15 protein-coding genes, 1 tRNA gene and 1 riboswitch are annotated in these 19,498 nt (G+C 63.4%); of the genes, 13 read left to right on the forward strand and 3 right to left on the reverse strand.

Going from position 1 to position 19,498, the window contains the following annotated elements; translation table 11 throughout:
• Positions 1-34: 34 nt before the first annotated feature.
• Entirely contained in the window at positions 35-1,411 is a 1,377-nt protein-coding gene (locus H3T93_RS01525; RefSeq protein WP_181414922.1) for an ABC transporter ATP-binding protein, read from the reverse strand.
• Positions 1,408-3,147 carry an ABC transporter permease gene (locus tag H3T93_RS01530; protein WP_186363921.1) on the reverse strand — a complete coding sequence of 580 codons (1,740 nt, stop codon included), beginning with the start codon at positions 3,145-3,147 and terminating at the stop codon, positions 1,408-1,410. Before H3T93_RS01530 ends, H3T93_RS01525 begins: the two co-directional genes overlap by 4 nt.
• Positions 3,148-3,244: 97 nt before the next feature.
• A riboswitch (M-box (ykoK) riboswitch) is annotated at positions 3,245-3,403 on the reverse strand.
• Between the two features lie 133 nt (positions 3,404-3,536).
• Here H3T93_RS01530 and H3T93_RS01535 point away from each other — a divergent pair.
• The 13 genes from H3T93_RS01535 to H3T93_RS01595 all read left to right on the forward strand — a co-directional run bounded on the left by H3T93_RS01535 (position 3,537) and on the right by H3T93_RS01595 (position 18,329).
• The gene (locus H3T93_RS01535; RefSeq protein WP_144177221.1) at positions 3,537-4,169 is read left to right on the forward strand and encodes an NAD(P)H-dependent oxidoreductase; all 633 of its coding nucleotides are present in this window, start codon (positions 3,537-3,539) and stop codon (positions 4,167-4,169) included.
• A complete protein-coding gene (locus H3T93_RS01540; protein WP_144177220.1) occupies positions 4,166-5,329 on the forward strand; it encodes a glycosyltransferase family 4 protein in 1,164 nt (387 codons plus the stop codon). Before H3T93_RS01535 ends, H3T93_RS01540 begins: the two co-directional genes overlap by 4 nt.
• 9 nt (positions 5,330-5,338) lie before the next feature.
• Positions 5,339-8,545, forward strand: a complete 3,207-nt coding sequence (locus H3T93_RS01545; protein WP_144177219.1) for a UPF0182 family membrane protein — start codon at positions 5,339-5,341, stop codon at positions 8,543-8,545.
• A complete protein-coding gene (locus H3T93_RS01550) occupies positions 8,542-9,072 on the forward strand; it encodes a GNAT family N-acetyltransferase (protein ID WP_144177218.1) in 531 nt (176 codons plus the stop codon). The genes H3T93_RS01545 and H3T93_RS01550 overlap by 4 nt, the downstream gene beginning before the upstream one ends.
• 40 nt (positions 9,073-9,112) lie before the next feature.
• Positions 9,113-9,712, forward strand: coding sequence for an aminoacyl-tRNA hydrolase (pth, locus tag H3T93_RS01555; protein ID WP_144177217.1), 600 nt, complete (start codon positions 9,113-9,115; stop codon positions 9,710-9,712).
• On the forward strand, positions 9,702-13,325 hold the full coding sequence (gene mfd / locus H3T93_RS01560) for a transcription-repair coupling factor (protein ID WP_144177216.1): 3,624 nt from the start codon (positions 9,702-9,704) through the stop codon (positions 13,323-13,325). Before pth ends, mfd begins: the two co-directional genes overlap by 11 nt.
• A 43-nt stretch (positions 13,326-13,368) precedes the next feature.
• On the forward strand, positions 13,369-14,664 hold the full coding sequence (gene eno / locus H3T93_RS01565) for a phosphopyruvate hydratase (protein WP_015021986.1): 1,296 nt from the start codon (positions 13,369-13,371) through the stop codon (positions 14,662-14,664).
• Positions 14,665-14,765: 101 nt separating this feature from the next.
• Positions 14,766-15,344 carry an FtsB family cell division protein gene (locus H3T93_RS01570; RefSeq protein WP_411674990.1) on the forward strand — a complete coding sequence of 193 codons (579 nt, stop codon included), beginning with the start codon at positions 14,766-14,768 and terminating at the stop codon, positions 15,342-15,344.
• Between the two features lie 51 nt (positions 15,345-15,395).
• On the forward strand, positions 15,396-16,124 hold the full coding sequence (locus tag H3T93_RS01575) for a DUF501 domain-containing protein (protein WP_186363920.1): 729 nt from the start codon (positions 15,396-15,398) through the stop codon (positions 16,122-16,124).
• A gap of 10 nt (positions 16,125-16,134) precedes the next feature.
• A complete protein-coding gene (locus H3T93_RS01580; RefSeq protein ID WP_144177213.1) occupies positions 16,135-17,136 on the forward strand; it encodes a Ppx/GppA phosphatase family protein in 1,002 nt (333 codons plus the stop codon).
• A gap of 24 nt (positions 17,137-17,160) precedes the next feature.
• Positions 17,161-17,246 (forward strand) — tRNA-Leu (locus H3T93_RS01585).
• Positions 17,247-17,336: 90 nt separating this feature from the next.
• Entirely contained in the window at positions 17,337-17,744 is a 408-nt protein-coding gene (locus H3T93_RS01590) for an FKBP-type peptidyl-prolyl cis-trans isomerase (protein ID WP_046323026.1), read from the forward strand.
• Positions 17,745-17,849: 105 nt separating this feature from the next.
• Complete coding sequence (locus H3T93_RS01595) at positions 17,850-18,329, forward strand: GreA/GreB family elongation factor (RefSeq protein WP_024627331.1); 480 nt, start codon at positions 17,850-17,852, stop codon at positions 18,327-18,329.
• Between the two features lie 164 nt (positions 18,330-18,493).
• On the opposite strand, the gene trhA is transcribed toward H3T93_RS01595, so the two are convergent.
• A complete protein-coding gene (gene trhA / locus H3T93_RS01600) occupies positions 18,494-19,414 on the reverse strand; it encodes a PAQR family membrane homeostasis protein TrhA (RefSeq protein ID WP_141650074.1) in 921 nt (306 codons plus the stop codon).
• Positions 19,415-19,498: the final 84 nt, after the last annotated feature.

Below are 19,498 nucleotides of genomic sequence, written 5' to 3' on the forward strand. Positions count from 1 at the left end.
AGGAGTGGAAGGGGACCGTAGCTGCCGCGACTACTCACTCGGTGTGGTTCTCCGGGTCCAGCGTCAGCCGGTCGTCGTCGGCATCGTAGTCGAAGAGCTCGCCGTAACGGCCCCAGGTGATGGCGGTGTCGAACTGCTGGACGGCCTCCTTGTCCGAGTGGTGGGCCCGCAGCAGGTCCAGGATAAGAGAGCCGTGCAGACTCTTGTCGTCACTATTCTTCAGGGCCCGGTCGATGATGCGGATCAGGGGAACGTGATCCATCAGCATGCGTGAGAACATCTCCTTGCTCTCCAGGATGTCGGCATCATGCCAGGCCCGGCCTTGGTCGGTCAGCCTGACGTGCCCGTTGTCCGCCTGGAAGATGCCCAGCATGAGTCCGGCGTCGATCAGGGGGAAAAGGTCGTCCACTTCGAAGGAGAGCTTGGCGGCCAGGTCGGCCAGGTCCATGCCGTTGGGCTGGTTGACCATGACATCGGCCAGACCGGCAAGGCCGCCGGGGGTTGCGTCGGGCAGGTTGCGCTCGGCGGTCTCCTCGTCCCGCACCGAGTCCCGCACGGCCTGACGATTGCGCACCTTGGTCTGCAGGCGGCGGCGGATATCCTCGCTGTCGCGCTGGCCGGTCAGGATGGAGTAGAGGTAGTCCACGCAGGACTGGAAGAGGTCGGACTGCTTGTCCCTAGGTCTGTCCAGGTTGATGGGCACGTTGGCGATGACCCGGCCGGGATGCGAGTCCAGGACCAGGACCCGGTCGGCCATCTCCACGGCTTCCTCGATGTTGTGGGTGACGATCAGGACCGACTTGACGCTGCCTGCCTCCTCGGACCAGACTTTGAGGACCTCCTGGCGAAGATTCTCGGCTGTCAGCACGTCCAGAGCCGAGAAGGGCTCATCCATGAAGAGGGCGTCCGGCTTGAGGACCAGGGCCCGGGCGATGCCCACGCGCTGGCGCATGCCGCCGGAGAGCTCTTTGGGGTAGGCGCTTTCGAAGCCGTCCAGGCCTATGGCATCGATGGCAGCCAGGGAGAGTTTCTCGCGTTCCTTCTTGGGCACGCCCCGGGCCTGCAGGCCCAATTCGACGTTGTCTTTGACAGTCAGCCAGGGCATCAGGGCGAAGCTCTGGAAGACTAGGGCCACGCCGGGGTTGGGCCCGTCCAGCTGCTTGCCCCGGTATTCGACGCTGCCCTTGCTGGCTGGAACCAGACCGGCGAGGATGCGCAGCAGGGTGGACTTGCCGGCGCCTGAGCGGCCCAGGATGGCCACCACCTCGCCCTCGTGCAGGGTGAAGTCAATATTGTCCAGGACGGTCAGCTCCGCGCCCTTGTCAGACTGGTAGGTCTTGGTCACGTGCTCGGCCGTGATGATCCCGTTGGAATTGATCTTGGTCATTGTCGAACCTTTCAGACTTCTCATGTCAGGGAATAGCGCCGTTGTGCCAGTGATTGCAGGGGAGACCAGAAGAACCGGTCGGCCAGGACCACGAAGATGCTCATCACGGCCACACCAAGGATGATGCGGGGGGTGTCGCCGGTGGCGGTCACCTGGGCGATGTAGGCACCCAGGCCTCGGGCCGTCAGTTCGGTTTTGCCGTAGGAGACCACCTCGGAGACGATGGAGGCGTTCCAGGCCCCGCCGGCCGCTGTGATGCCGCCGGTGCACCATGAGCCGAACAGTGCAGGCAGGATCAGAGTCTTCCATCGTTGCCAGCGGTTCTGGCCCAGGCTGCGAGACATCTCCAGCAGGTCGTCGGGGATGGCTGAGGCCCCGGCGATGACGTTGAAGAGGATGTACCACTGGGTGCCCAGGGCCATGAGCAGGATGCTGCCCCAGTTGATGTCGATTCGCCAGATGATAAAGACCATGGTGACGAAGGGGAAGATGAAGTTGGCCGGGAAGGAGGCCAGGATCTGCACCAGGGGCTGCAGGTAGCGGGAGATGCGCGGATTCATGCCGATCAGAGCGCCGATGGGCACCCAGACTATGGTGCAGACCACCATCAGGATCAGTACCCGCAGGAAGGTCAGCAGGCCCAGCTGGAAGACGTGGCCGACCTCGCCCAGACCCAGGGGACGGATGACCAGACGGTCCAGCTGCCAGAGACCCCACAGGCCGATCAGGGCCAGGCAGGTCCACCAGACCAGGTCGCTTGCCCGCCTGCGTCCGCCTCCACGGCTCCAACGTGCCCCGGTACGGCCCAAGGGGCGGGTGATCCGGTCCAGCAGGTCGGCCAGGGGGTGGCCCACCAGGCCCAACAGGTCCTTGACCCCGGACAGGCGGATGACCGTCAGCACCAGGCTGCGTCGGGGCTCGGTGGACTGGCTGCTGGTGTAGCGGAACTTCTCAGCCCAGGCGGTCAGCGGCTTCCAGAGCAGGAAATCAATCAGCAGAACCACCACGATCATGGTCAGGATGGCCAGGCCCACCTTGCCCAGGTCCTGCTCGGCGGTGGCCTCCTCCACAAAGGAGCCGATGCCTGGCAGGGCCAGGGTCCTGTTGTTGACCGAGATCATCTCGGAGGCAGTCAGGAAGAACCAGCCGCCGCCCATGCTCATCATGCAGTTCCAGAGCAGGGGAATCATGGAGTTGGGCACGTCCAGTTTCCAGAAGCGTTGCCAGCGGGTCAGGCGCATCAGCCTCACCGCCTCGTCCAGGTCGGCGGGTTCGCTGGTCAGGGAGTTATAGAAGGAGAAGGCCATGTTCCAGGCCTGGCTGGTGAAGATGGCGAAAATGGAGGCCGCCTCCACGCCCATGATGGAACCGGGGAAGAGGACCAGCCAGATGGAGATGGTGGCCGACAGGAAGCCCAGGACGGGCACCGACTGCAGGATGTCCAGCAGGGGGATGAGTACGGCGCCAAGGCGACGGGAGCGCGCGGCGGCCAGCCCGTAGAGGAAGGCGAAGATCAGGGAGATGATCAGGGCCGTGAACATACGGAAGAGGGAGCGCAGCGCGTAGTAGGGCAGGTTTGACGGGTCGGTGGAGACGTGCGAGGGTACGCCGGCGGGGCCAATGGGGGCACCCAGTGCCGGCAGCAGATAGGCCAGGGCACCCAGCAAAACCAGGGCGCCTATTGCTACGGCAAGGCCCGTCCATATGCGAGTGGAGCGCGATGCCTGGCTGCGGTCGTCGTTCAGTGGCGAACGGAGCATTCCCGGCAGTGCGACAGTATTCACGATGGCCTCCCTCCAAGGTGCGGAACATCCCTGTCGGCAGCCTCGAAGACGGCGTGGCGGTCGGCCATGAGCCGACCATTGTCATCGTTCAAGCTTCGGCTTCGCATGGTATTTGGCCCTGCATTAGTCCCTGCCTTGATCCGACGGGGACTGTTGACCTGCGCGGGGTGTCTCCACCACTTTGCGGCAGCATGCCTTGTCCATGCGGTAGCTTCACCTACCGACCACCCAATAACATAGATGGACCCAAGAGCAGTGTCAAGCATTTGTCAAACCAGTGTTGCCGTCCTTGCCAGGACTGACAATGGCAAGGGTCTGCACGCAGTCGGTGCAGGCGCGAAATGAAATGTAAGGAGTGAATCCCTATGAAGATCGTGGCAGTCACGGCCAACCCCGAACCCAAGAGTCTGACCGATGCGGCGGGCAATGCCCTGCTGGACGGGGCGGCCGAGGGCGGGGCTCGCACCGAGTTGATCGACCTTTGCGCAGAGGGGTTCAATCCCGTCTTCGGCATGGAGGACAGGTCCCACTACCTGGGCCAGGGACCCATGCCCGAGGATGTTGAGGCCATGCAGGAGCGCATCAAGGATGCGGACGTGCTTGCTCTGGTCTTCCCCGTCTACTGGTACAGCATGCCGGCCATCATGAAGGGCTTCATCGACCGCGTCATCTGCCGGGGCTTCGCCTATAACGCTGATGGAACCCCGGGAGCCCTGGCCGGGCGCCGGGTGGAGCTGATTATGCTGACCGGCGGGGATAAGGAATGGTACCAGTCCAGCGGCATCGATGAGGCCCTGGACAATCAGCTGCGCAGGCAGACCTTCCTCAAGTACTGCCAGGTTGCGCAGGTGGAGACCATCTATGTGGACAATCTGGACTCGGGCAACGACGAGCAGCAGGCGCGGGAGGCTGCTGACCGGCACCTGGTGGCCCTGGCCCTCAAGGGCCGTCAACTGGCCGCAGGGACCGAGCCCGGAGCGGACCAGGACGCTCAGTGACGCTCAGCATCGGGTTCGTATTCGATGACACCCTGGATGTGTGCGACGGGGTCCAGCAGCACATTCTGACCCTGGGACGGGAGCTGGGAAGGCGGGGTCACAGGGTCCAATATCTGGTTGGGCAGACCGCACATCCTCCGGTTGACGGAGTCCACTCCCTGTCCCGCAACGTCATGGTCTCCTTCAACGGCAACAGGATGCGCATACCCATGCCTGCTCCCAAGGAGCCTATCCGCCGGGTCCTGGAGGCCGGAAACTTCGATCTGTTGCACGTCCAGGCCCCCTATAGCCCCTTCCTGGCAGGACGGGTCATCCGTGCCGCAGATCCGGCAACGGCCCTGGTGGCCACCTACCACATTGCCCCCACAGGAAACCTGCAGTTGCTGGGCGGTCGGCTGCTGGGGATGATCAACCGAAGGACCCATAGACGCATCGACAGGGTCATCGCAGTCTCGCCTGTGGCGGCCAGTTATGCCCGGCAGACTGCCGGTGTGTCCAGCAGGGTGGTGGCCAATCCCGTGGACGTGTCTGCCCTGCGCCGGGCCCGACAGGCCGCTGGCGACCAGGAGGTGGCGCGCCTGCACGGCCAGGGACCACATCTGGTCTTTCTGGGACGGTTCGTGGCTCGCAAGGGGGCGGGGATCCTGCTTTCAGCCCTCCAGACGGGGGAGCGAGCCGGCATCCTGCCTGAAGGCCTGCATGTGACTATGGCCGGCAAGGGTCCACTGCTGGAGGATTGCCGTCGAAAGGCCGCCGCCCTGCGCACCCCGGTGGCCTTTCCCGGCTTTGTGGACGAGAAGGACAAACCTGCCCTCCTGGCCTCCTCCGACCTGACCGTTTTTCCCTCCACCGGAGGTGAGTCCTTCGGCATCGTCCTGATGGAGGCCATCGCCTCGGGCACTGCTCCTGTGCTGGCCGGTGACAATCCTGGCTACCGGTCCACCCTAATGGGCGATGAGCGGGCTCTGGTCCCCGTGGACTCACCCAACACCCCCGAACTGCTGGCCCGGCGAATTGCCCAGGCCTTAGGGGACCCCTCATGGAGGCGGAACGTACGCCATGACCAAATTGCGCTCATGGACCGCTACGACGTGACCGTGGTGGCCGATCAGGTGGAGGAGGTCTACCAAGAAGCCATTCAAGACCGCCGTCTCATGTAGGGTAGGTACATGTCATTCTTTGATTTCTTCGGTGCCATGTTCGACCCTGAGGGCGGTCCAGGCGGTCCAGGCCGGCGTCGCAATGAAGACGACCCGGTCATCCTGCACGTGCAAACCGATGGTGAGGGTCCTGGCCAGGGGGGCGGCGGCACGCCCCGCTTCCGCTTCTCCGGGCCGGGTGACCCTCGGCTGACTTCCCGCAGAAAGGGCAATGAAGGGCCTTCCCGGGGCTCGCGGATCCTGGCGGTGGTTGTGGCAGTCGTGCTGGTCGTCTTCCTGCTACTGTTCGCGCTCAGCCGCTTCATCACCGATGTCATGTGGTTTTCCCAACTGGGGGCGGCGCAGATAGTCTGGACCCAGCTGGGCATCAAGGTGGGCCTATGGCTGGCTTATGCACTGCTGCTGGCCGCGGTGACCCTGCTTTCGGCCATCCTGGCCATCCGCAGCCGTCCCGATTCGCCTGACGGGTCTACCATCAGGGTCAAGGGCGATCTTATTGAGGTAGGCAAGGGAGTCTCCTCACGCACGGCGCTGAAGGTGGCCGTGGTGGTCTCCCTGGTTGTTGGCGTATTCTTCGGCTTCCAGTTCAACGCCGACTGGAAGCAGGTGCTCCTGCTCTTCAACGCCCAGTCCTTCGGGGTGCGCGACCCCCAGTTCGGCCTGGACAACGGCTTCTATGTCTTCATCCTGCCTGGCCTGCAGCTGTTGGTCTCCTCCCTGCTGATGATGCTGCTGGCGGCTACGGTCTTCAGCCTGGTCACCAACTTCCTCATGGGTGGCATTCGCTTGACCATGCCCGTGCACGGCCGGGGCATTCTGGAGATGACCCGTTCCGCCCGCAGGCAGGTGGCCGTCTGGTTGATCCTGTTCATGCTGGTCTGGGCCGGCGATACGGCCCTGGGTGTCTTCGGCAGGCTGACCGAGGAGGGTGATCGGATCACCGGCGCCTCTTACACCTCGGTCAAAGCGGCCATCCCAGTGACCCTGATTATGGCCGTGGTCATAGCTCTGCTGGGCATAATTTTGGCCGTCTGGATTCTGAGGTCGCCCACCTTGGAACCCGGCCGTGTCCATGCAGGATCCCTGGGTTCGGCTGTCAAGCAGTGGAGGATTCCCGCTCTGGCTGTAGCCGTCACCATCGTTCTGTCCCTACTTCTGACCGTTTTCTGGCCGGCACTGGTCCAGCGCTTCCGGGTCAACCCCAACGCTCAGGAGATGGAATCCGCCTACATTCAGCGCAACATCGCCGCCACCACCAAGGCCTATGGGCTGGATAGACTCAAGACCGAGGCCTATGACGCCACTACCGAGGTCCAGTCAGGCGCCCTCTCCCGGGATGCAGAGACTACCGCACAGATTCGTTTGTTGGATCCTCAGGTGGTTTCTCCCACCTTCCGCCAGCTGCAGCAGTCCAAGCAGTACTACACCTTCGAGGACACTCTGGCCGTCGACAAGTACGACATCGACGGAGTCAGCCAGGATACGGTCATCGGCGCTCGCGAGCTGGACTTGGAGGGCAACGACAACCGCAACTGGGTCAACGACCACACGGTCTTCACCCACGGCTACGGCATCGTGGCCGCCTACGGTAACAAGGTCACCCCGGACGGGCAGCCCGAGTTCTTCGAGCAGGACATCCCCACCAAGGGCAAGCTGACCGACAGCCAGCACTACGAGCCGCGAATCTACTTCTCGCCCAATGCTCCCGAGTATTCCATCGTCGGCGCGCCCCAGGGCTCGTCAGGCTGGGAGTTCGACTATCCCACCGGCTCCAAGGGAGCCACCAACACCTTCAAGGGCAACGGCGGCCCCTCGGTGGGCAACTTCCTGGCCCGGATCCTCTACGCCATCCGCTTTGGATCCGACCAGATCCTCTTCTCGGATCGCGTCACGCCCGACTCGCAGATTCTCTACAACCGCTCGCCCAAGGAGCGCGTGGCCCAGATCGCCCCCTATCTGACCCTGGACGGGCGCGTCTACCCGGCTGTGGTGGACGGCAGGGTCAAGTGGATCGTCGACGGCTACACCACCTCTGACGCCTACCCCTACTCCCAGAAGGTGGACCTGGGTCCCATTACCCAGGACACGACCACCTTGAGCTCCGAGGCCGTCAAGGGCCTGGGCTCCCAGAAGGCCAACTACATCCGCAATTCCGTCAAGGCCACGGTCGATGCCTACGACGGCTCGGTGGATCTGTATGCCTGGGATGCCAAGGATCCGGTGCTCAAGGCCTGGCAGAAGGTCTTCCCCGGCCAGGTCAAGCCGCTCTCGTCCATCTCGGGCGACCTGATGAGCCACATGCGCTACCCGGAGAGCCTGTTCAAGGTGCAGCGCCAGCTCCTGTCCCAGTACCACGTCAACTCGGCCAGCCAGTTCTTCTCCGGCGAGGACTTCTGGCAGACCCCCGTGGATCCGACCGGGACCAGCAAGGAGCAGAAGGCGGGTATCAAGCAGCCTCCCTACTATCTGACCCTGCAGACCCCGGGGACCGACAAGCCCGCCTTCTCGCTGACCTCCACCTTCATCCCCGCCGGAACCTCCACCAGGGAGATCCTGACCGGGTTCCTGTCCGTGGACTCCGACGCCGGGTCGACCAAGGGGGTGATAGGACCGGACTACGGGACCATCCGGCTGATGGAGCTGCCCAAGAATTCCAATGTTCCCGGCCCGGGGCAGGCCCAGAACAACTTCAACTCGGATGCTGCGGTCTCGACCGAGCTCAACCTGCTCCAGTCCGGATCCACCAAGGTCAAACGCGGCAACCTGCTGACTCTGCCAATTGGCGGCGGACTGATCTACATCCAGCCGGTATACGTCCAATCCAGCGGTGCCACCAGCTTCCCCCTGCTCAAGCGGGTTTTGGTGGCCTTCGGAGACAAGGTTTCTTCCTCAGCGACCTTGGATGCGGCTCTTGACAAGACCTTCCAGGGCAACTCGGGCGCATCGGCAGGCGATGCCGACAACACTGGACGCACCAATTCCAATGCTGACCAGAGCGAGCAATCCGATAAGGCCCCAGGTAAGACCGCCGGGTCCGGCGGGGCATCTACCACAGGAGGACAGGCCTTGAAACAGGCCTTGGACAAGGCCAACCAGGCCATGAGCGACGGCGATGCCGCCCTGAAGAAGGGTGACTTCAGCGCCTACGGCGAGGCTCAGAACCGTCTGCGTGAAGCCCTCAAGGAGGCCTCCGACCAGGAGGGTGGCAACAAGTGAGCGCCACCCCGCGTATCCGGCTCTGCCGTCGCGGGGACCTGGAGGCGGTCACCGCCATCTACAACCAGGCGGTCATGGATGGCGGTTCCACGGCGGATACGGCCCCGGTCAGTCTGGACCAGCGCCTGCAATGGTGGCTGGACCACAATCCCGACCAGGGCCATCCGGTCCTGGTTCTGGAGCAGGAGGGCCGGGTACTGGCCTTCGGCTCCCTGTCGGCATACTACGATCGGCCAGGCTACCAGGAGACCTGTGAGCTGAGCTACTACGTTGATCGCGACAGTCGTGGCCGTGGCCTGGGCGCCCTGATGGTCCATTCCCTGCTGGAGCGCGCCCAGCGGGAGGGCATGCGTCTGGGCGTGGCCATCATCTTCGATGACAATTCGGCCTCCAAGGCCCTCTTGCACCGGTTCGGTTTCAGCCGCTTCGGCCTTCTGCCCCAGGCAGCTTGGGACCGGTTCGTCCTGCATGATGTTTCCTACTGGAGCCTGTCCCTTGAGCGAAATGGGGTCGGGGAGCCTGTGTAGAATCTCACCGTCCCGTCTGAGAGCAGGAGGTATCACCTACATGGCATCCGATTTCTGGCTGATAGCCGGACTGGGCAACCCGGGTGACGAGTATAAGGGCACCAGGCACAACATGGGCTTCATGTGCGCCGATCTGCTGGCCGAACGATGGTCGGTCAACCTGCGCGATCATAAGGGTCTGGCCCAGCTGGGCCGTGGCACTCTGGCTCTTGATGGATGCTGCATACCCTTCTTCCTGGCAAAGCCGCTGACTTTCATGAACGACTCCGGCGATGCCTTGGCCTCCATCTGCTCCTACTACCACATACCGGTTGGCCGGGTCGTGGTCATCCATGACGACATGGACCTGGAGTTCGGCCGGATCAAGGTCAAAGCCGGCGGCTCCTCTGGCGGGCATAATGGCATCCGTTCCATCGACCGTTCCCTGGGTAGCAACGCCTACGCTCGGGTTCGCATGGGCGTGGGACATGCCCGGAGAGGTCCGGACGCCCATCGCCGCACCGTGGACTGGGTTCTGGGCACCTTTGTCGGCGATCAGCGCAAGCGCCTGCCCGATTTCCTGGCGGACGGCGCGGATGCCGCAGAAACCGTAATTGCCAAGGGCCTCAGCCAGGCTCAGGAGCAGTTCAATGGTCGATGAGCATATCCAGTTAGGGCAGGAGACCGGTAAGAAGGCGGAGCCCCAGGAGTCGCTGAATGGATCCCTGCGTCCTCTTTTGGACGACCTGCAGGCGGATGCCGCCTTCAAAAGGTTGGTCCAAGGAGATTCCGAGCCTGCTACCGACACCGACACCTCTCTTATGGTGCAGGCTCCCCAGGGGATCAGGCCAGCCCTGGCCGCTGCGGCAGCCGGACGTGCCCCGGTGGTCCTGGTGGTCCCCTCCGAGCGTGATGCCGAGGAGATGGCCGGCGCCATCCGTTCCTGGTATGAGGGCGACCCTGGCGATGTAGCCCTGCTGCGCTCATGGGAGACCCTGCCTCACGAGCGGCTTTCGCCCCGGGCAGACACCGTGGCATCCCGGATGGCCGTCTTCAGGCGGCTGGCCCATCCGATTCAGGACGACCCTGACTTCGGACCCATCCGCATCCTGGTCATGCCCGTGCGCTCCCTGCTGCAGCCGGTTGTTAAAGGTCTGCAGGATGTGGAGCCTCTGGTCTTCCTGCGCGGCCAGGAGCTGCCATTGGACCAGGCTGTCGAAGCTCTGGTCCGCAATGCCTACACCCGGGTGGACCTCGTCATGGAGCGCGGCCAGTTCGCCGTCCGAGGCGGCATCCTGGATGTCTTCGTCCCCACTATGGCCCACCCGGTGCGCATCGAGTTCTTTGGCGATGAAGTAGACACCATCCGCAGCTTCCATGCCTCCGACCAGCGCACCTATGGTCCCGATCTTGACCGGATCTGGGCGCCGCCCTGCCGCGAGCTGCAGCTGACCGACCAGGTCCGCGCCCGCGCCCGTTCCCTGATCGGGAGCATCCCCAACGCCGACGACATGCTGGAGTCCATCGCCCAAGCCATTCCGGTGGAGGGCATGGAGTCACTCCTACCTGCCCTGGTTGACGACCTGGTGCCGGTGGGGTCCATGTTGCCTGAGGGTGCCCTGATTCTGCTGTCTGAGCCGCAGCTGTTGGCCCGCTCCGCCCAGGACCTGGTCAAGACTGCCAACGAGTTCCTGGCCGCAAGCTGGCATGTGGCAGCCTCAGGACAGGGCTCGGGCGCACCCATCAGCTTTGACAGGGCCAGCTTCCTGGACTACGACGAGGTCATCTCATCCTTGGAGTACCGCAAGGGTGAGGTCTGGAAGCTGACCGACCTATCGGTGGATCCGGACCGGGAGGGGGCCGAGCGTCTGGATGCCCTGGCTCCGGACCAGTACCGCGGCGACGAGGATCGGGCCGCTTCGGGCATTGCATCCCTGCTGGAGCGCGGCGACCGGGTTGTTGTGACTGCTCCGGCCCAGGGGACGCTGAGCCGTCTGGGTCGGGCCGTGCAGACCACAGGGATCACCGGGTTGGAGTACCACCGCTCCCTGGCCGTGGACGGATTCGTGGACCAGTCCGCCCATCTGGCCCTGCTGACCGAGCGGGACTTGACCGGCCGCACCAGCGTGGCCGCCGGAAGCAAGACCTCCAACCGCCGGCGCAAGGCCATCGACCTGGACGAGCTCAAGCCCGGCGACTACGTGGTCCATGACCAGCACGGCATCGGCCGCTTCCTGGGTATGCGTCAGCGCAGCGTGGGTGTGGGCCCCAGCAAAGGCAGCCGGGAGTATCTGGTCCTGGAGTACGCCCCTTCCAAGCGCAACGCCCCGCCAGACAAGCTCTTCGTACCGGCCGACCAGCTGGATCAGGTCAGTCGTTACATCGGCGCCGAGATTCCCAGGCTCAACAAGCTGGGCGGATCCGACTGGTCGGCCACCAAGGCCAAGGCCCGCAAGCACGTTCACAAGATCGCCCAGGGACTGGTCAAACTCTACTCGGCCCGGCAACGCACCAAGGGCTTCGCCTTCAGTCCCGACACCCCCTGGCAGAAGGAGCTGGAGGATGCCTTCCCCTACCAGGAGACCCCCGACCAGCTGACCGCCATCGACGATGTCAAGGCCGATATGGAGAAGCCGGTGCCCATGGACCGCCTGATCTGCGGGGATGTGGGCTTCGGCAAGACCGAGATAGCCATCCGTGCCGCCTTCAAGGCCGTTCAGGACGGCAAGCAGGTGGTCGTCCTGGTGCCCACGACCCTGCTGGTCCAGCAGCACTACCAGACCTTCACCGAGCGCTTCGAGGGCTTCCCGGTGGATGTGGCCGCCATGAGCCGCTTCCAGACCGCAAAGGAGAACCAGACCACCATGGAGGGCCTGGCCAGCGGGGCCGTGGACGTGGTCATCGGCACCCATAAGCTGCTCAACCCGCGCATCCGATTCAAGGATCTGGGTCTGATGATCGTGGACGAGGAGCAGCGTTTCGGCGTGGAGGCCAAGGAGACCCTCAAGGCCATGCGAACCAACGTGGATGTCCTGTCCCTATCGGCCACGCCCATTCCGCGCACTCTGGAAATGGCGGTGACCGGCATCCGGGAGATGTCCACCCTGGCCACGCCACCCGAGGACCGTCTTCCGGTGCTGACCTATGTAGGTGCCTACGAGGATGCCCAGGTGACTGCGGCCATTCGTCGTGAGCTCCTGCGCGGGGGCCAGATCTTCTACATCCATAACCGGGTGGAGGACATTGGCAAGGTCTCGGCCAAGGTGCAGACGCTGGTTCCCGAGGCCAAGGTGGGCGTGGCTCACGGCAAGATGGGGGAGAAGCAGCTGGACGGGGTCATCCGGGACTTTTGGCACCGGGATATCGATGTGCTGGTCTGCACTACCATCGTCGAGACCGGCCTGGATATTCCCAATGCCAATACGCTGATTGTGGACCGGGCCGACCGCTTCGGGCTCTCACAGCTCCATCAGCTGCGCGGCCGGGTGGGACGTGGCCGGGAGCGCGCCTACGCCTACTTCCTCTACGACCCCAGCAAGCCCATGACCCAGACCGCCCACGACAGGCTGGCCACCATCGCTCAGAACACGGCCCTAGGGTCCGGCTACGACGTGGCCATGAAGGATCTGGAGCTGCGCGGCACCGGCAACCTGTTGGGCGACGAGCAGTCCGGCCATATCGAGGGGGTCGGCTTCGACCTTTACGTGCGCATGGTCTCCGAGGCGGTGGAAGAGTACAAGGAGCCTGGGCGGACCGAGCCGGTCACTGTCAGCATCGACCTGCCCTTGGAAGCTTCCATCCCTGTGGACTACATTGATTCGGACAAGCTGCGTCTGGAGGCCTACCGCAAGCTGGCCTCGGCTCGCAACGAGCAGGATCTGCGCGACCTGCATGAGGAGCTGACCGACCGATATGGGCGTCCGCCGGCCCAGTTCGACACCCTCTTCGCAGTTGCCAGGCTGCGGGCCAAGGCTCGTTCCCTGGGCATTGCGGAGATCGCCTCCCAGGGCTCCAGGGTGCGCATCAGGCCCGTGACTATGCCCGATTCCCTCCAGGCAAGGATCGCACGTATCTACAAGGGCAGCCAGTACCGTCCTGTGACGCAGACCCTGCTGATCCCAGCGCCCTTCGCGGGCTCCCTTGGTTCGGGACCCATGGATTCGGCAGCCATGACCACCTGGGTGGACACCCTGCTGGACGACCTGGCCTGGGGACTGCCCAAGTCCTCCGACGATGGCACGCCAGCGGGTCCCGCGCCCGTCCAACAAAACTAGTATCCTGTAAGAGACATCACAACAACTTATTGAAGGAGCAGTTGTGGCAGCAATTGAAAGCGTGTTCGCGCGCGAAATTCTTGATTCCCGTGGCAACCCGACCGTCGAGGTCGTTCTGCAGACTGAGGACGGCGCCGAGGGGCGTGGTCTGGTTCCCTCCGGTGCTTCCACCGGCGAGGCCGAGGCCTGGGAACGTAGGGATGGCGACAAGAAGCGCTATCAGGGCAAGGGTGTGCTGGATGCCGTCAAGGCGGTCAATGAGACCATCGCTCCCAACGTCATCGGCATGGACGCTACCGATCAGCGCGCCCTGGACGAGACCATGATTGATCTGGACGGCACCCCCAACAAGGGCAAGCTTGGCGCCAACGCCATTCTGGGTGTCTCCCTGGCCGCGCTTTATGCGGCTGCCGAGTCCGCCGAACTGCCTCTCTACCGTTACCTGGGTGGCACCAACGGCCACATCCTGCCTGTGCCCAATATGAACATCATGAACGGCGGCGCCCATGCCGACTTCGCCACCGACATCCAGGAGTACATGATCTCCCCCTACGGCTTCGATTCCTACCGGGAGGCCCTGCGCGCCGGCGTTGAGGTCTACCACACCCTCAAGGGCATCCTGAAGAAGGACGGCCACGAGACCGGCCTGGGCGATGAGGGCGGCTTTGCCCCCAAGATGAAGTCCAACGAGGACTCCTTGAAGTACATCGTCGACGCCATTCAGGCTGCCGGCTACGAGCCTGGCAAGCAGATCGGCCTCTGCCTGGACGTGGCATCCTCGGAGTTCTACAACAAGGACACCGACAAGTACCACTTCGACGGTGAGGACCGCGACGCGGACTACATGCTGGACTACTACCAGGGCCTGGTCGAGAAGTATCCGCTGGTCTCCATCGAGGATCCCTTCGCCGAGGAGGACTGGGGTGCCTGGCAGAAGATTACCGCTGCAATGGGTGACCGTCTGCAGTTTGTGGGTGACGACCTGCTGGTGACCAACCCCAAGAGGCTGCAGAAGGGCATCGACCTGAAGGCCGCCAACTCCCTGCTGGTCAAGCTTAACCAGATCGGCACCGTGACCGAGACCCTGGATGCCATCGAGCTGGCCACTGCCAACGGGTTCACCTCCATGGTTTCCCACCGTTCCGGTGAGACCTCCGACACCACAATCGCCGACCTGGCCGTGGCCAAGAACACCCGCCAGATTAAGACCGGTGCTCCGGCCCGTGGCGAGCGCATCGCCAAGTACAACCGGCTGCTGGAGATCGAGGAGGAGCTGGGCTCCACCGCCGAGTATGCCGGCTACAGTGCCTTCAAGGCCTGCAAGAAGTACACCAAATAAGTCTTTGTCGGTCGGGCCGGATCCTTTGCAGGTTTCGAACCAACCGTGAAGTCTTTCACCCGTGGCGGTCCGCGTCGGCTGCCGCGGGTATTTTTATGGGTATGGCCAAGAACAAACGTGACGGCGCCAACCGGCGGACAAGCAGGCGGTCGTCGGGACCCATCACCTTCTTTGTGGCGGTCATCATCGTGGCTCTGGGGCTAATTCAACTGGTCTCCACCTTCCACGCCTACGCCATTAATCTTTCCGAACTCAACGGCCTGCGCAACCAGCAGGCCCAGCTTGTCGAACACAAGCGTGACCTGGAGAACCAGATCCGGCGTTGGGATGACAAGGCCTATGTAACCGCCCAGGCCCGGGATCGGCTGGGATTCATTTTCCCCGACGAGGAGGCTATCCGGGTCCTGCACCCGGAGGCGGTCACGGGCAGCAAGGACAAAGACCAGGCTGGAAGCAAGGGGGTCCGGGCCCCCAGGAAGAACTCCCTGCCCTGGTATCAGGAAATGGCTTACTCCTTCGCCAAGGCCGATCAGGACCCTACTGCCGATAGAAGCAAGGGGAGCACAGGTCAGCATCCTGGCGATGGAGCCAGTCCGAACGGCTCTGCCAGTCCGTCTGGTTCAAGTAGTCCGGGTGGTTCTGGTGGCTCCTCTCCATCTGGGGGCGGGGGAGCGCAGTGAACTTCGAAGGCTCGGACTTCGCCGCTTCAACAGGCCATGAACTTTGCAGCAATGCACAATCAGAAAGATGAGGACAGCGTGAACAAGGCCCAGGGAAGGCCCCAGGCAGCAGAGGAATCTCAAGTCGTAGACAAGGTCAGGGTCGAGTCCGAGGTTGGGCAGAATAAGGTCGAGGCCTTTATCCTGATTGGCGACCGGGAACTGGCGGCGGTCAGAGATCGGGTCCAGGAGCTTCTGGCGACTCCGGCCACGCCGGAACAGATAGATGTCGTGAACCACCAGCTGGGTCGCTATCCGCGGGGTATGGTGGCCGTGGGCGCTCGCTGTGTTTGCGGCAACCCCCTGGCTGTGATCACCCGGCCGCAGCTGGAGGACGGCACGCCTTTTCCGACCACGTGCTATCTGACCAGCCCCGAGGCCGTCAAGGCCGTCTCCCGGTTGGAGGCTAACGGTATCATGACCGACTGGAATGCCGAACTTGGTTCCGATCCGGATCTGGCCAGTGCTTATCGCAGGGCCCATGAGCTCTACCTGGCCTTCCGGTCTGCCTTGGCCCATCAGCTGGGCGACGACGAAGGGCACATCGCCGGAATCTCGGCGGGGGGCATGCCCAAGCGGGTCAAGTGCCTGCATGCTCTGACCGCTCAGTCTCTGGTTATGGGCCCTGGGGTTAATCCTTTGGGCGACCGTGCTCTTGGTTTAGTGCATCAAATATTCGATTCGCAGGTCTGCAGGTGCGCTCGGCCTTGGACTGAGGCATACCGGGAAGAGAACCGATGAAGGGGGTTTTATGGATCAGGTAACGGTGGCGGGTGTGGATTGCGGCACTAACTCCATACGTCTGCTGATTGCCCAGGTGGACCGGCAGGGGCTCCATCCGGTGGCTCCCAGGCTGATGCGCGTTATCCGGTTGGGGGAGGGCGTGGACCGCAATCACCGCTTCTCCGACCAAGCTCTAGAGCGCGCCTTTGAGGCCTGTCGGCTCTTCGCCCAGCAGCTGCATGAGCACCCGGTAGATGGCCTGCGCTTTGTGGCCACCTCAGCCACCAGGGATGCCGACAACCGAGAAAAATTCGAGGCGGGGGTGCGCTCCATCCTAGGGGTCACGCCCGAGGTCATCAGTGGCTCCCAGGAGGCCTCGCTGAGCTTTCTGGGAGCGGTCAGCGTGCTGGAGCAGCGAGGCGGGACCGACATGCCCCCTGCGCCATACCTGGTGGTCGACCTGGGTGGCGGCTCCACCGAGCTGGTCCTGGGCGGGGACGGGAGCGATTTGCCTGTTGACCATGTCAGGGCCTCCTACTCCATGAACATCGGCTCCGTGCGGATGACTGAGCGCCATCTGCTGAACGATCCTCCCAGCCAGGAGCAGATTGACCAGGCGCTTGAGGATGTTGACGGCTGGATCGACCGGGCCTTCGACCAGGTCCCTGTAGCCGGAGTAGGCAGTGTGATCGGAGTCTCCGGCACGGTCACCACCATGAGCGCCTTGGCCCTGGGATGCGAGGTCTACAACCGCCATGCCGTCGATGGTCAGTCCATTTTGGTTGATGCGGCCTGCCGGGTTGACGACCGGGTGCTGAACATGAGCCGGCAGGAGCGTAGGGAGCTCAAGGCCATCCATCCTGGGCGTGTGGATGTGATTGGCGGCGGCGCCCTGATCTGGAGCCGCCTGTTGGAGCGTCTGGGCCAGGCCAGCCCGAGTGCGTTGGCTTCGGGAACCTATGTGGCCAGCGAGCATGGCCTCCTGGACGGCCTGGTCCTGGACTACGGTCGGACCCTCCTGCGCGAATGATATACTAAGGCGTTATGGGTCATGGCCCCGGTGGCGAAATGGTATACGCATCGGACTTAAAATCCGCCGCCTTCACCGGCTTGTGGGTTCGATTCCCACCCGGGGCACCAAGGCCTCATCGGCTTGGACGGCAGTGTCGCAACTTGTCACCCGGCCGACGAACCGATACTCTGGTACGCAAGAAAACCAAAGGAGTTGTCATGAGTGACCAATCCATGCCCGAGGTGAACGCCGAATTCGGCGCCACGCCGACCATAACCTTCCATGGTTCGGCGCCCAGCGGGCTGCGCGCCGTGGAGCTGGTCGAGGGGGACGGGCCAGTCGTCCGCAAGGGCGATACCGTCACCGTCAACTATCACGGTGTCGTTTGGGGGTCCGATCAGGTCTTCGACTCCAGCTTCCAGCGTCATCAGCCAGCCAGCTTCGGCATTGGCGTGGGGCAGGTCATTCGCGGCTGGGACCAGACGGTGCCCGGCCACAACGTGGGGTCCAGGTTGGTGGTCTCCATTCCGCCGGAGTACGGATATGGTCGTCAGGGGATGCCTCAGGCGGGCATCGGCGGCGACGATACCCTGGTTTTCGTGATCGATATCATATCGACACGGTAGACAAGGGTCTCCAGGCGCCGGTGAGGGCCGGCGCCTTTTTCATACCCTTGACTTTGCAGTTCAGGTCGGGCCACGAGACAAGTGCATTAAACAAGGAGGAATCACATGGCTGAGGAAAAGACGATTCTGCTGACACAGGCCGCTTACGACAAGCTGAAGGAGGAGCTTGACCACCGTCAGGGCGAGTACCGCGACGAGATTACCGAACGTATCGCGGCGGCTCGAGCCGAGGGTGATCTGAGCGAGAACGGCGGCTACCAGGCTGCCCGCGAGGAGCAGGGCAAGAACGAGGGGCGGATAAACGAGCTGATCGTCAAGCTTCGCAACGCCAAGATCCTCAAGGCTCCTAAGGCTGGCACGGTGGGCAACGGATCCCTGGTGACCTTGACCATGGCCGGCAACGAAATGGTCTATGTGCTGGGTTCCAGGGATTTGACCGTGGCCACCGACTATGACGTCATCAGCCCCGAGTCGCCTATCGGCGCGGCCCTCATGGGCGCCAAGAAGGGCCAGACCGTGACCTACAAGGCTCCCAATGGCAAGGACATCTCGGTCACCGTCAAGGATGCCCAGCCTCTCAAGTAGCGGGACGACCCCTCACCGTCCCAGCTCGGCCTGAATGAAGCCGCTCCCCGCCATGGTCGACGGGGGGCGGCTTCGTCTGTGGGTGGCTGCTCTATGAATGACCACTTGGTTCGTAAGGCGGGCCGATGGTCTTTGTTGAGAGTACGGTTCGGCTGGAGAGCCGCTCAGCGCAGGTTGCAGACCACCAGATAGATGGCCACGATGTGGCAGGCATAGCCGATGACCGTGCCGCAGTGGAAGATCTCATGGAAGCCGAATACCCGGGGCCAAGGGTCCGGCCGACGCAGACCGTAGACAATCGCCCCCAGGATGTAGGCCAGGCCGCCGGCCACGATCAGCCAAACCACCGGCGGACCGGCCATGGGGGAGTCCCAGAAGAGTTTCAGGAAGCCCACTCCCGAGACTCCGAAGACCACGTAGACAAGGGTGTAGAGCCAGCGGGGAGCATCGATCCAGAAGACGTGGACGATCATGGCCACCAGGCTGGCCCCCCACATGCCAAGGATGATGACCCGCCGCCAGAAGGGGTCCAGTGCAAAGGAAATCGGCGTGTAGGTGCCGGCGATGAGCAGGAAGATGTTGACGTGGTCCAGGCGGCGCAGAACGTCCGTGGTCCCCGGGGTCCAGTCGCCCAGATGGTAGAGGGCCGAGTTACCGAAGAGGGCCAGTGAGGCGACCATGAAGACCGCACATGCCAGCTTAAGGCCAGTGCCGTGGGCCAAACAGATCAGCACGATGCCGGCGGCCAGGGCCAGCGGGGCGGCCACGGCGTGAATCCAGCCACGCAGCAGGGGCTTGGGGCGGCCGTGCACATCCAGGCGGACCTTGCGCTCGATCTCCATGTCGGGGATGCCCTCGATTCGTGAGGCTTTCATCTCGGCCTTGGTCATGATCCGTGCAGCCTTGGCCTTGGCTTTGGCGCGTACCGCATCGGCCCTGGCCTGCAGATGGGCCTCATGGGCCACCTCTGCGTCCCTGCGCAGGTAGGTCAGCTCCTGGCGGCGCTGCTGACGGCGGCGTTCGAGATCGGGATCAACCTCCTGGTCCTCAGGCGGTCTGCCGTCCTCGCTGGTCCTGGTTGCCATGGCCCTCCCTTGGCCCCTTGACTGGTCCGGGCCTGTCGGGTCCGGTAGCCGGGGCGAAACATCCGTGAACCACCCTACCCCAGA

Source organism: Bifidobacterium sp. M0404 (assembly GCF_016101415.1).
GTDB lineage: Bacteria > Actinomycetota > Actinomycetes > Actinomycetales > Bifidobacteriaceae > Bombiscardovia > Bombiscardovia polysaccharolytica.